Annotated in this window: 13 protein-coding genes; 11 read left to right on the top strand and 2 right to left on the bottom strand. The window is 67.9% G+C overall.

What is annotated here, in order from left to right:
* The first annotated feature begins 174 nt into the window (after positions 1-174).
* The 8 genes from ACT3S2_RS13915 to ACT3S2_RS13880 all read left to right on the top strand — a co-directional run bounded on the left by ACT3S2_RS13915 (position 175) and on the right by ACT3S2_RS13880 (position 8,974).
* Positions 175-1,104, top strand: a complete 930-nt coding sequence (locus ACT3S2_RS13915; RefSeq protein WP_101569943.1) for a helix-turn-helix transcriptional regulator — start codon at positions 175-177, stop codon at positions 1,102-1,104.
* A 209-nt stretch (positions 1,105-1,313) separates the two neighbouring features.
* A complete protein-coding gene (locus ACT3S2_RS13910; RefSeq protein ID WP_444555342.1) occupies positions 1,314-2,414 on the top strand; it encodes an ArdC-like ssDNA-binding domain-containing protein in 1,101 nt (366 codons plus the stop codon).
* Positions 2,414-3,355 (top strand): bifunctional DNA primase/polymerase, encoded by a 942-nt coding sequence (locus ACT3S2_RS13905; protein ID WP_180958889.1) that lies wholly within the window; start codon positions 2,414-2,416, stop codon positions 3,353-3,355. The genes ACT3S2_RS13910 and ACT3S2_RS13905 overlap by 1 nt, the downstream gene beginning before the upstream one ends.
* Positions 3,352-4,158 carry a DUF2637 domain-containing protein gene (locus ACT3S2_RS13900; RefSeq protein WP_444555341.1) on the top strand — a complete coding sequence of 269 codons (807 nt, stop codon included), beginning with the start codon at positions 3,352-3,354 and terminating at the stop codon, positions 4,156-4,158. Before ACT3S2_RS13905 ends, ACT3S2_RS13900 begins: the two co-directional genes overlap by 4 nt.
* A gap of 509 nt (positions 4,159-4,667) precedes the next feature.
* Positions 4,668-5,564, top strand: a complete 897-nt coding sequence (locus ACT3S2_RS13895) for a hypothetical protein (protein ID WP_444555340.1) — start codon at positions 4,668-4,670, stop codon at positions 5,562-5,564.
* The gene (locus ACT3S2_RS13890) at positions 5,564-6,574 is read left to right on the top strand and encodes a ParB N-terminal domain-containing protein (protein WP_444555339.1); all 1,011 of its coding nucleotides are present in this window, start codon (positions 5,564-5,566) and stop codon (positions 6,572-6,574) included. The genes ACT3S2_RS13895 and ACT3S2_RS13890 overlap by 1 nt, the downstream gene beginning before the upstream one ends.
* 40 nt (positions 6,575-6,614) lie before the next feature.
* Entirely contained in the window at positions 6,615-7,310 is a 696-nt protein-coding gene (locus ACT3S2_RS13885) for a hypothetical protein (protein WP_444555338.1), read from the top strand.
* Between the two features lie 20 nt (positions 7,311-7,330).
* On the top strand, positions 7,331-8,974 hold the full coding sequence (locus ACT3S2_RS13880) for a M23 family metallopeptidase (protein ID WP_444555337.1): 1,644 nt from the start codon (positions 7,331-7,333) through the stop codon (positions 8,972-8,974).
* 41 nt (positions 8,975-9,015) lie between these two features.
* Here the strand turns inward: ACT3S2_RS13880 and ACT3S2_RS13875 are convergent, their stop codons facing one another.
* Both ACT3S2_RS13875 and ACT3S2_RS13870 read right to left on the bottom strand, forming a co-directional pair.
* Positions 9,016-10,029, bottom strand: a complete 1,014-nt coding sequence (locus ACT3S2_RS13875) for a cation diffusion facilitator family transporter (protein ID WP_101569935.1) — start codon at positions 10,027-10,029, stop codon at positions 9,016-9,018.
* A complete protein-coding gene (locus ACT3S2_RS13870) occupies positions 10,026-10,391 on the bottom strand; it encodes an ArsR/SmtB family transcription factor (RefSeq protein WP_180958887.1) in 366 nt (121 codons plus the stop codon). The genes ACT3S2_RS13875 and ACT3S2_RS13870 overlap by 4 nt, the downstream gene beginning before the upstream one ends.
* A gap of 286 nt (positions 10,392-10,677) precedes the next feature.
* Between ACT3S2_RS13870 and ACT3S2_RS13865 the strand changes: the two genes are divergently transcribed.
* From ACT3S2_RS13865 to ACT3S2_RS13855, 3 genes are all read left to right on the top strand, one after another.
* Entirely contained in the window at positions 10,678-10,944 is a 267-nt protein-coding gene (locus ACT3S2_RS13865; protein ID WP_101569934.1) for a DUF6112 family protein, read from the top strand.
* A gap of 121 nt (positions 10,945-11,065) precedes the next feature.
* Positions 11,066-11,377 carry a DUF6112 family protein gene (locus tag ACT3S2_RS13860; RefSeq protein ID WP_101569933.1) on the top strand — a complete coding sequence of 104 codons (312 nt, stop codon included), beginning with the start codon at positions 11,066-11,068 and terminating at the stop codon, positions 11,375-11,377.
* Positions 11,378-11,415: 38 nt separating this feature from the next.
* Positions 11,416-12,867, top strand: a complete 1,452-nt coding sequence (locus ACT3S2_RS13855; protein WP_444555336.1) for a conjugal transfer protein TrbL — start codon at positions 11,416-11,418, stop codon at positions 12,865-12,867.
* The last annotated feature ends 5 nt before the right edge of the window (positions 12,868-12,872 follow it).

Genomic DNA, 12,872 nt, shown 5'->3' with positions numbered 1-12,872 from the left:
TCGCCCACACATTGAAATCGGCTCTCGACTCGGGCGACGTCAGCGTCTCGATCAGCCGTTGCTGCAATGCACTTCGATGGGTCATCACCGCACGCACGTCAACCGACAGAAGCTGTCGATAGCCCGTTCTCCATCTCCACACGGGCGTAACAACGAGAGAGCTGGGGGGCGGACATGGCACCGTACGACCCCCTGCTCGCCCGGACACGCACCATCCACAATCCCAGTGGCCCCGTCGCGTACGACTGCGTCAAGCTGATCGTGGTCCGCGACGGTGGCGCCATCCTCTTCAGCGAGTTCGGTGAACAGCCCGTCAATGTCGGCGACGTGATCCTGCTCGGCGCGAACGTCCTCTGCGGATCGGAGCCGGAGGGGCACATCACGGTCACGACGATCTACCTCGACACTGACTACGTCCTCGATCAACTGTTCTGGCAGCATGTCGAGCTCCTGCACGACCGGCTGGACGCGCAAGGCTTCGCGGACACGACCTTTACCGAGCCCGCCCAATTGCTCCGCCTCGGTGAAGATCGGACCGGCATGTTGATGCCGTGGTTGGATGAATTGGTCGCCTTGAGCATCGGTCAGGCCTACCGGCAGCGCTTCCATCGGATGCAGGCACTGTTGCACGCGGTCATCGACGTGGTTGCTCCGTTCATCCGCATCTCGCCGCTCCGCACTTCACCGCTGCAACGGGCCCATATTCGGCCGACAATCCCGCGCGATCGCCGCTTCGCGCCGCTGCGTGTCGAGGCCCGGGAGGTTCACGTCGCTTTACATGCTGATGTGGCCAGGGCATGGACGTTGCCAGAGTTGGCCAACATGGTCCATCTGTCGTCGAAGCAACTCACCCGAGTGTTCGCGGACGCCTTTGGGAAGACCCCGATGACCTACCTGACGATGCTCCGTGTGGAGGAGATGGCCAGGCTCCTGCGGGAAACCGACTTGTCCGTCACGGAGGCCGGTCGCCAGGTTGGCTGGCAGTCCCGGAACCGGGCATCGGGGGCCTTCCGAGAGTGCGTGGGGATCACACCGAGTCGCTATCGAACGATGCGGTTCATCGGCGGCGATGTGCCCATTGATCGGACATTCCTGCCCACCTAAACGACACCTTGCGCGGTGCTGAGCCCCACGGTGGCGTGTTGGCTGATATGCCGTTGTCTACGTCAGGAGTACGCGAGCTTCCTGGCGGCCAACCTACCGATTTGCTTGTTCGCTGACCGTCTCGACTCGCCGGATGCTCCTGGCGCACCTCGCAGGTGTAGGACCGACCACCAGCCCGGTGGCCGGCCCTACCGGGAGGAGGCCGGACGATGGCGACGAGGGAGGAAGCCCGCCGGGCGCGGGAGGCGAAGCTCGACGAGCTGCATGGGAAACTGACGAGCGCGGTTGAGCAGCTGGTCTCCGGTGAGGACTGGGCGAAGGCCCTGTCGTTCGCGGCCCGGTTCCGGTCCCGCAGCTTCAACAACGTTCTGCTGATCTGGGCGCAGCACGGGGAAGCGTTCGAGGCAGGTCGCGTGCCTGACCCGGTGCCGTCGTATGTGGCCGGCTACAAGCAGTGGCAGCAGCTGGGCCGCCAGGTTGAGAAAGGCCAGGCCGGCTACCAGATTCTCGCTCCGATCACGGGCCGGTTCGCCTCGGCGAACCCGGCCGATCCGGAGTTGTGGAGACGTCTGAACCGGGGCGAGAAGCCCACGCCCGGCGAAGTGGCCCGGACCCGCATGGTCGGGGTGCGGCCGGCATATGTCTGGGATGCCTCCCAGACGGCTGGCGATCCGATCCCGGAGCATCCGACCCCGACCCTGCTGAAAGGCGAGGCACCCGGCGGACTGTGGGACGGGCTTGCCTTCCAGGTCCGCGCGGCCGGGTTCGAGGTATCGCGGGTGCCGCACGAGGGGATAATCCACGGCGCCAATGGGGTCACGGACTTCGAAGTCCGGACGGTGACGGTGCGGGAGAACATGGACCCCGCCGCCCAGGTGAAGACTCTCGCTCACGAACTGGGGCATGTGCTCATGCACGGGCCTGACCAGGAGGACGCGCGACAGCATCGCGGGATCGGTGAGGTCGAGGCCGAATCGGTCGCGCTGATGGTAGGTGCCGCCCACGGAATGGACACCTCGGATTACACGATTCCGTACGTCGCCACTTGGGCCGCCCGCGTGGATGGCAAGGAACCGGCCGACATCGTCAAGGCCACAGGCGAACGGGTCCGCAAAACTGCCCTGTCGATCCTGGATCAGCTCGACACCGCCCAGCTCGGCGACGGGACCCCGCCCGGCCTCGACCGCGAGGCGCCACAGCGTGCCCAGCCGGCACATGACCAGCCAGCGCGCCGGCGACAGAGTGTGCCGCTGACCGCACCTGGCGCCCGGGCCAGCCCCGCCATCGTGCCGCAGGAACGGGGCCTGTGATGACTTCCCCCGACGGCCTCGCCGGCGTACTAACGCGCATGACCTTCCGGTGGCCGGCCTCGGCCGTCGCGCGGGAACTCGCCGGTGCGGGAGTACCTGTGTTCCCATGTCAACCGGGCGGTAAGCGCCCGCTGACCGAGCACGGGTTCCACGACGCCACCAGAGACCCCGACCAGACGGAGGCGTGGTGGAGAAAGCACCCGACCGCGAATATTGGCGTGCCGACCGGCACGGCCTCCGGTGTCGTCGTGGTCGATGTCGACGTCCACGGCCCCGTCAACGGGTTCGCGGCGTTCAACCGCGCCCACCGTGCCGGGCTCGTCGGTGGATGGCAGTTCCTCGTGACCACGCCGTCCGATGGGATGCACGCCTACTACCCGGCGACGCCGGGCGTGGTGCAGCGGTCGTGGCAGGCCGCTCGCGCCGGGATCGACTTCCGTGGCGACGGCGGCTACATCATCGTCCCGCCCTCCAGGGTGGTCAGCAATGGCACGGGCGCCGAGTATCGGGTTCGGCAGATAAGCACCGGCCCCAGCACCACGGTGGATTCGGATGCGTTGCGGGACATCCTCGACCCCCGGCCCGCGCCGCGCTGGCCGGCGAGCCCGAGCGTGGGGCAGCAGGCGGATGTGTCGCAGTTGGCGGAATGGGTCGCCAACCGTGGCGAGGGCGAGCGAAACCGTGGCCTGTTCTGGGCGGCCTGCCGCCTCGCAGAGAACGACCTTCCGGCGCCGGAGGCGCTGGAGGTGCTTGCGGCCGCGGCCTCGGAGGCGGGGCTGGGTGAGCGAGAGATTACCGCGACTGTCCGCTCCGCCTATCGCACCGTTCAACCCCGACCCCAGACCTCCTCGCGGCTACAGGACGGCTCGTCGGCAACTGGCAGTTGGTTCAGCCGGGACGCGGCCGCGCGGTCGTCCCCTCAGGTGCGGGGGCTGTCATGACCATCCATGCCAGCACCGGGCAGAGGAACCGGCGTTGGGCGGTGGTCACCGCGGTGGCGGGGACCGTGTTCATCGCCGCCGGAGCGTTCTGGCTCTCGTTCACCGCGCTGGCCGATCTGGCTGCTCGGTCCGGGGTCGGCGGTTCGCAGGCGTGGGTGTGGCCGCTGATCGTGGACGGCATCATCGTTGTCGCCACCGTCGCCGCCGTTGCCCTAGCCGGTCAGCGGTCGGCGTGGTATCCGTGGGCGCTGCTGATCGGTGGGTCCGCCGTGTCGGTGATCGCCAACGCCCTCCACGCTGTCGTCGCCGCGGATGCTGATGTCCCCGGAGTGCTGGCCGCGGCCGTTGCCGCGGTACCTCCCGTGGTGCTGCTGGCGATCACTCACCTGACCGTCATCCTCACCCGACCGCAACCAGCCCCCGACACGCTGATGTCCAGCGACGACGCCGTGTCCCCTGACATATCCGCGCCCATCGAAGAGTGGGCTTCGGCACCTGGGCCGGGGACGGTGTCGTCGGCCGAGGTCGAGGAGATCGCGGCGTTGCCGGCGCCAGCAGAGGAGAGCGAACAGGCTATAGCACCCGGCACAGCGCAGGCATCGGCAGATCGGGACAGTGAGCCGACGACCGACTCGGGGGTGGCGCGCACCGATCGGCGTGCTCGGGCAGCGCAGCTGCGCGGGCAGGGGTGGTCGAACAAGAAGATCGCCCGTGATTTGGGCGTGCACCCCTCCACGGTGGGCCGGTGGTTCACCGGCGCGCACCTTACCGACAGCACCGATGACGAGGAGGCAACCCCATGAGTCCCGAACACGACCACGACCTGCGACGACCCGACGCTGACGATCGGGCACCCGATGTAGGGACCGTTCGCCCGGCGTCGGAGGCGGTTGAAAAACTCGAGGCACCGGACGCGGTCCGGGCAGCACGGGCCTCCCGCCGACGCGGAACCGAGCGGCAGACACCAGCGGCGGAGGTGAGCCGTGCGCGGGGTGTGGAGTGGGTGCGGCCCACGGATCTCATCGCTCGCCAGGGCGCGGCCCTCGCTGGCCGGGGTGTCGATTTCGAGGTCGAGCTGGCCCGCCGTACCCGCGCGCCGCTCGCCACGGGTGTTCGTGACCTGGGTGAGCGGACCCGCCGGTTGCCACCACTGGCAGCATTCGGCCGTGGCAGCACGGGGCAGGCCGCTCCGTCCCGGCCCGGCGTCGGGTTGAGCTGAGTAGGGCGGTGACAAGCGATGCGTGCGTCAACGAGGACCGACAGCGATGTTGGGGATGGCGTGCGCACCTGCTTGTCAGGAGGTGCCCTGACCATGACCGAGAACACACACCCCACCAGCGACCCGACCACAGGATCTGACCGCGCGGACTTCACGACCGGTGAGGGTCTGCGCGCACTGCTGCACCGGCTCCACCACGGCGGGCGGCGCGCCTGGGCGTACGATGCGCAAGCGGCGGAGCTGATGCAGTTCACCGCGAAGAAGTACGCGCCGTTGGCGCGCAAGCACGGGCTGGACCCGTGGGAGGCCGCCTCGGCGGCGTTCGATGTGATGCGCACCAGGGCAGCACGCGAGGCGTACGATCCGTGGGCGGTCATCACGCACGCGGTGCGGATCACCTGCATCTTCGAAGAACGCGCCCAGGGACTGCTCTGCTCGGTCCACCAAGCCCGCCGCCCCCACATCTCTGCCTTCCACGACCCTGAACGGTTCTCCGACCGCGAGACCCCACTGACCGACTACCACCCCGCCTTCCACATCCCCGCCGCCGACGCACCAGACGGCAACGACGAGACCCCGGCATCGGAGCGAGCCAGCACCTCAGCAGGCTCGGCAGTCGAAGACGCGATCGCGCTGTTCACGCTCCTGGACTGGCCCGCCGACACGGCCCGAGCCGCGATCGAGCACGCCTGCGGAGCGCTCACCCAGGCCGGTACCCGCCAAGCCGCCTACGAAGGGCTGCGACGGGACAAGCATGCCCGCGCCCTGCTCGACATCCCCAGCCACTCCTGGACAGCACTGTTGAAGGCGCTGCTGGGCACCCCCCACCCGGCCTACACCGCTACCGGCCTCGGGAGGGGTGTGCTGCTGCGCCTGTTGATCGGCGAAAGCCTGCCCGTGTTGCTGCGCGACGACGACCTCGTCCTTTCGGTTTCCCTCGCCGCCCCACGCCGCCCTCGGAACCACGACGATGCCCAAGGTGGTGCGTGATGAGCGCGCCGGCGGGGTTCATCGAGCTGGAGCGCACGGTCGCCTCGATCCAGGTGGGCAGGCGGCATCGCACCGAGCTGGGCGACATCGACGCACTCGCCGCCTCCATCGACCGCGACGGCCTCCTCCAACCGATCACCATCACCCCGGACGGGGTGCTCGTCTGTGGGGCCAGACGGTTGGCGGCGATCCGGCAACTTGGTTGGAAGACCGTGAACGTCTGGGTCCGCTCGGGCATCTCCGACCGCCTCGGACACCTGCTGGCCGAGCAAGACGACAACGTCCTGCACAAGCCCCTGACCCAGCTCGAAGCCGCCGCCCTGTATCGGGAGCTGAAACAGGTGATGGCCGAGGACGCGGCCCGGCGGCAGGCCGCGACCCAGTTCAGCGCGCAGCAGCAACCCGGAGACGACGGTGCGGGAAAATTTCCCGCACCGTCCGACCACGGCCGGACCAGTGAGCAGGCTGCCCGGATGATCCCCGGCAGCGCGTCCTACAAGACCCTGGACAAGATCAGCTTCCTCCACCACATCGCCGAGGACCCCGCCCAACCCGAGGAGCTTCGCCAGCAGGCAGCGACCGCGCTGGAACGCATCGAGGCCGGCAACCCCGTCGACCCCCTCTACCGGCAGGTCCGGGAACAGGCCGACACGACACGCGGTGACCGCGACGCGGACCTGCACCAGCTCGCCGCTGACGCCCTCGTCCGCATCAAGACCACGACACCAAAGAGACGCACCCCACGGCCCACCCCCGCAGCGGGTCAGGGTGAGGGTGAGCCGGTGCGGTATCCGGTGCGCGCGTTCGTGCTCACCTGGAGCGAGCTGGCCGACTGGTGGACCCACTATGACCTCGACCAGCTCGCCGCCGAGCTGACCGACGAGCAGATCAATTCCTTCCTCGCCACTGCTGAGGGCACCAGCCGATTCGGCGAGCAGCTGCGTGCCGCGCGCGAGCGCGGGAGCAGCGCCGACACCGGGCCGGTGCGCGGCCACCTGCGCGCCTTGTAGCCACCTCGCTGGCTCGGGTGTGGCGGTGCACCTACGGGGCATGAAGACTCCCGACCTTTCCGATGCTCGCTCCCACCACCGAATGATCGCGGTGCTCACCGCACTCGTGGCGGTCCTCGTGCTCACCGGGATCGGGGTCTACGGCCTGATCACCGGACCACCCACCAGCAACGAGCCCGGCAGCGATGAGGGCCCCGGGCCGGGGCCAGTCGTCACCGTGCCCAGCGATCCGGTACCCACCACGACACCCCGCCTGCCCGTCGTGCGGCCTTCGGCGGACCCGGCGACGTTCGTCGGCAACGTCGTCACGGCGCTTTTCAGCTGGGATACCGCCAGCGGATTCATGCCCCTGGACTACACCTCCGTCGTGTTAGAGGTTGGTGATCCGTCCGGTGCGGAACAGGCCGGGCTCGCCGCCGACATCGCCACCTACCTCCCGAACCGGGAGGCGTGGATCGAGCTGCGGCAGTACGCCACCGCCCAGCACCTGAGCATCGACGACGTGTTCGTCCCTCAGGCATGGGGTGAGGCAGTGGAGCAGGCCCAGCCCGGCCAGCTCGCCGAAGGCACCATCGCCTACACGATCGAGGGCACCCGCCACCGCACCGGCACCTGGAACGACGAACCCGTCACCTCGAAGCATGCGGTGGCGTTCACCGTGTTCCTCGTCTGCGAGCCGACCTACGACACCTGCCACCTGCTGCGGCTGTCCCAGCTCGACAACCCCCTCCGATAGCTGCTGAGGAGTGATTGCTCGTGTTGAAGAAACTCGCCGCCGCCATCGCCCTAGTGTTCTTTGGTCCGGCGTTGCTGCTGTTGTCGGTCGGGGTGCTGATGAACCCGGCCGCCACCGCCAACGCCTGTGTCACCGGAACCGGCGTCACCGTCGGGGACGTCCCGGACGAGCTGGAGGTGACCACCGCCAACGGTGAGACCTTCACCCTCAACCGCCAGCAGCTCACGCATGCGGCGACGATCATCGAGACCGGCTCCAGCATCGACGGGGTGACCCGCAACGGCATACACATCGCGCTGATGGCGGCGCTCACCGAGTCCACGTTGCGGATGCTCGCCAACACCTCCGCCTACCCCGAATCCGCGAACTACCCCAACGACGGCAACGGCTCCGACAACGACTCCCTCGGCCTGTTCCAGATGCGACCCCAGTCCGGCTGGGGGTCGGTGGCCGAACTGATGGACCCCGTGTACCAGGCTCGGGCGTTCTTCGGCGGACCCGAAGGACCGAACTCCCCCTCCCCGCGCGGACTGCTGGACATCCCCGGCTGGGAGCAAATGGACAAGGGCGAGGCCGCCCAGGCCGTCGAGGTCTCCGCCTACCCGGACCGCTACCGCAACTACGAGCCCGTCGCCAAGACCATCCTGACCACCCTCACCGGCACCACGAAAACCAATGCTGCCGACACGGATGGGTCGAGCAGCGGCATGACAGTTCCAGCGGTGCAGACGGTCGCGGCGGAGTCCTCCCGGGTGGTGTTCCCCCTGCCGGAGGGCACCTGGGTGCTCACCAGCGAGTTCGGACCCCGGGTGCACCCGATCACCGGGGAGAACTCCGTCCACACCGGCACCGACTTCGCCGCCCCGGACGGGACCCCGATCCTCGCCGCCGCCGACGGAACCGTGACCGTCGCCGAGTTCTCCGGCGGGTATGGCGGGCTCATCGTGATCGAGCACACCCTCGACGGCGTCGCCGTCGCGACCGCGTACGGACACATGTGGGAGCAAGGCATCCACGTCAACCCCGGCGACACCGTGACCGCCGGGCAGCACATCGGCGACGTCGGCAGCTCAGGCAACTCCACAGGTCCGCACCTGCATTTCGAGGTCCGCCCCGGCGGCACCAACGGCGAAGCGATCGACCCCGCCGCCTGGCTCAACACCCATGATGCGGGCGACCTGCCCGAACCCGAGACCGGCGCCCCCAACGGCGGCTGCGACCCAGGGGCCGGGACGCCCGGCCAGGCACCGGAGCCGTTCGAGGGCGACCCGAACCAGATGGTGGACGACCCCACCTCCGACGGGCAGATGACCGCCCGCACCCTGCACCTGTATCAGCAGGCCACCGCCGCCTTCCCCGACACGTCCTGGGCGTGCTGGTCACCTCGACCGGGCACCGTCTCGGAACATCCCCTCGGGCGGGCATGCGACATCACCTTCGGCAACGCGATCGGATCGGTCCCGACTCCCGCGCAGCTCGAAGCGGGCTGGGAACTGACCAACTGGATGAAGGACCACGCCGAGGCTCTCGGAGTGGAATACCTGATCTGGCAGGACAAGATCTGGTCGCTGGCCCGCGACGCCGAGGGCTGGCGGACCTACACCAGGGGAACCGACGTCACGACCAAACACATCGACCACCTGCACGTAACGGTCGTCGCCTAAGGTCCGAGATTACATCTACCGTAGATTCGTACCTTGAGCGTTCATCGCCGCTCAAGATGGGGTGCGGATGCCGTGACGCGGATCGTGATCTCGTCCACTTTTGGCACGTGCCGCTTCGCGGCTGCTTCGGCCTCCTCGGCAACCAGATCGGCGTGGGCCAGATCCATCTGGGCGGTTCGGACGACGGCGTCGCCGCGGAGGCGATGGCCGACCCAGCGCAGCCGCACCCGCTGAACAGACTCGACCTCCGCGGCGTGTTCGAGAGCGTGCTTGACCCGGTCAACGAGCTCGGGCTCGATGCCATCCATGAGGCGACGCCCTACCGATCGAATCGTTCCGATGAGCAGCACCGCGATCATGACGGAGATGAGTAGGCCGACGATGGGGTCGGCGAGCGGGAAGCCGAGGAGGACGCCGATGGCGCCGGCAACGACGGCCAGGGACGTGAAGCCGTCGGTGCGGGCGTGCACGCCGTCGGCGACGAGCGCGGCGGAGCCGATCTTCCGGCCGACGCGGATGCGGTAGACGGCGACGGCCTCGTTGCCGAGGAAGCCGATGATGCCGGCGGCGATCACCCAGCCAACGTTCTCCATCGAGCGCGGGTTGATCATCCGGTCGATCGCCTCCCACGCGGCGATGACCGCGGACAGCGCGATCATGAGCACGATGAACAGCCCGGCGAGGTCTTCGGCCCGATTGAAGCCGTAGGTGTAGCGGCGGGTCGCTGCGCGGCGGGAGAGAACGAACGCGATCCACAGCGGTACCGCGGTGAGCGCGTCGGAAAAGTTGTGGATCGTGTCGGCGAGGAGTGCGACCGAGCCGGAGAACGCGACGACCACCGCCTGAGCCACGGTCGTGGCGAGCATGAGAACGAGGCTGATCTTCAGCGCCCGGATGCCCGCAGAGTTCGCCTCCATCGCGTCGTCGATCGAGTCCGCCGCGTCGTGGGAGTGCGGCACGAAGATTCCGTAAAGGAATCCTTTGAACCCGGTCGGGTGCGAGTGCTCGTGCTCGTGATCGGCGGCGTGCGAATGCGAGTGGCTGTGATCGGTCATGCTTCCGCTCTTTCGGAGTGGTGGTGACGCGGACGGTCATCGAGGGAGTGTTCGGCCTGGAAGATCGCATCGGTCACGAGTTGCGAGGCGTGCTCGTTCTCCAGCCGGTAAAACACCCGCTGACCCTCCTGCCGGGCAGCGACGATCCGTGCCATGCGAAGCTTCGCCAGATGCTGCGACACCGCCGCCGGGGACTTGTACACAATGTCGGCGAGGTGATTCACCGACAGCTCCTCGCTGCGGCGCAGCGCCAGAATGATCCGCACCCGCGTCGCGTCCGCGAGCAGCCCGAACACCTCGACCGCGAGCTCCACGAACTGACTGTCCGGGTCCACCCCACACACCTGCTTATCTGCATCCATACGCAGATTATTGCAGATCGGGCTGCGCGTGAGAAGCACGTCCAAGAACAGTGATGCGAAGGTGCCGACAACGGAGCACACGACTAGACACCACACGCACGAAGGTCCGAGAGCGTTGACAAGCCCGGCCTCGGGTCTTCCCAATGCCGGGTGAACCACGTCGCATTGATCGACAGCGGGCAGCCGGGCGGCCTCAGCGCACCTTCACGGCATGGCAATCCCGCTCTCGCACCATCTATTCCGGCACGTCGAATATGCGACGCCGCCGCCCGAAGGCATGAGCGGCATGGATGTGTTTCCAGACTTCGACGGGATCGGTGGGATCGGTGACCTGCGCGCGGTGATCGGCGCGCTGCTGACGTTCGTGCTCATCACTAGCGTCCTGATGCTGATCGTTTCGGCCGTCATCTGGGCCATCGCAGCTGCGAACGGCAACTACAGCGCGGCTGGGAAGGGCCGCACCGGTGTCCTCGTCGCCCTCGGCACCGCGGTCCTGGCTGGTGCCGGAGTGGCGTGGATGAACTGGCTCATCGACCTCGGCCAGCAACTCTGATCCCTGCCCAGGCTCGAAACTGCCGCCTCGGACGGCCTTGGGGATTGTCGCGCACCTGATCTGCGAACCCATCCGTGTACCCGCCCCGAAAGGGCGGGTTCCGTTCGTCAGGAGACTCACCGTGTTCGATCTCATCACCGCTCTGCCTGCGCTTATGCCAATGGATGTCGACATCACCCCCAACGATTCCGGTCTGCCCGGCATCGCCCAGCTGCGCACCATCGTCGGCGCGGTGATGACCGTCGGCCTCATCTTGTCGGTGCTCGCGCTGATCATCTCGGCGATCGTGTGGGGTTTCGGCGCGAACTCCTCTAATCCACACCTCGCGGGCCGGGGAAAGATGGGCGTCCTCGTGAGCTGCGGGGCCGCGGTGATCTGTGGCGCCAGCGTGACGTTGATCAACTTCTTCTGGGACGTCGGCCAGCAGGTCTGACACCAACCGCTGACTCGATCCTTAAAGGAGTGATTGCGGTGGGTGTATGCGATATCCCCGTCATCTCGGCCGTGTGCGACACCGCCGGCGAAGCCGCCGCCAGTCTGGTGGCGGCACCGTTCGACTGGCTCGCCCAAGCGATGGGTGCCGCCGCTGGCTGGTTGTTCGAGGCCGTGTGGTCCGTGTTCGACACCACCACGCTCGTCGATGTCACCCGACCCGAATATGTGGCGGTCTATAACCTGCTGTTCGGCATCGCAGTGTTCGTGATGCTGATCTTCTTCTGTCTCCAGCTGCTCACCGGTCTGATCCGCCGCGATCCCACTGCCCTGGCTCGGGCAGCCCTCGGGTTGGCGAAGTCTGTGCTCGGCTCGTTCGTGGTGATCACGCTGACGGCGTTGCTGCTGGAGATCGTCGACCAGCTCTGTGTCGGGATCATCCAGGCCGCCGGTGAGACCACCGAGTCGATGGGCGACAAGATCACCCTCCTCGCGGCGGGGCTGGTGGGGATCAACATCGCCGCCCCCGGGGTGGGGGCGATCATCACGATCTTCCTCGCCGGCCTGGCGATCGCCGCCGCCGCGACCGTGTGGCTGTCGCTGCTCGTGCGGAAGGCGCTGTTGCTGGTGGCGATCGTGTTCGCACCCCTGGCGTTCTCCGGCGCCTCCTGGGACGCCAGCAGAGGATGGATCGGCAAGTGGGCGATGTTCGTCATCGCGCTGATCTGCTCCAAGCTCGTCCTGGTCGTGATGTTCCTGGTCGCCATCACCCAGGTATCGGCACCGATCGATGCGGACCTGTCCTCGATCAGCGACCCGCTGGCCGGAATCGTGCTGATGGCGATGGCCGCATTCGCCCCCTACCTGACCTACAAGTTCATCAGCTTCATCGGATTCGACATGTACCACGCGATCGGCTCTGAACAAGACGCCAAACAGGCCCTCAACCGCCCTGTCCCCACCCCGACGAAACCAGCCGGCGACGGCCCCAAGAAGGTCCTCGACGGAGGCAACAGCGGCGACAGCGGTGGGAGCGGTGGGAAGACGCCGCCTCCGGCCAAGACCTCCGCGCCCCAGGCATCCGGGGGTGGGGCGAGTGCTGCTGGAGGCGCTGGCACCGCGGGTGGGTCCGCCGGCGCAGGAGCAGGAGCAAGTGGTGGTGCCGGGGCAGGTGCGGTGGGTGCGGGTGCTGCGGCGGCTGGTCCGGCCGCGGCTGCGGTGATCGCGGCGAAGGTCGCCAAGGGTGCTGCGACTGCCGGTCCGAAGGCCGGCACGGCTCTTGGCAACCAGGGCGAGGCCGCCGCCGACAGTGCCGGGCAGACCGGCGCCACACCCTCTCCTGCGGCGTCCTCGACGTCGTCTACACCGACCACGAAGGCTCCGCCTCCTGCCGAGCCGAAGACACCGTCGGCGGGTCCCTCGCAACCGACGCCGCCTGCGCCGAAGCCGGCCCCGCCGCCGCCGGCACCGAAGCCGACCGGGAAGGACTGAGACGG

The sequence above is a fragment of the Arthrobacter sp. AOP36-A1-22 genome, assembly GCF_052377615.1.
GTDB lineage: Bacteria > Actinomycetota > Actinomycetes > Actinomycetales > Micrococcaceae > Arthrobacter_H.
Note: the sequence above shows the minus strand (reverse complement) of the source record. Positions and strands in the feature narration are given on the sequence as shown.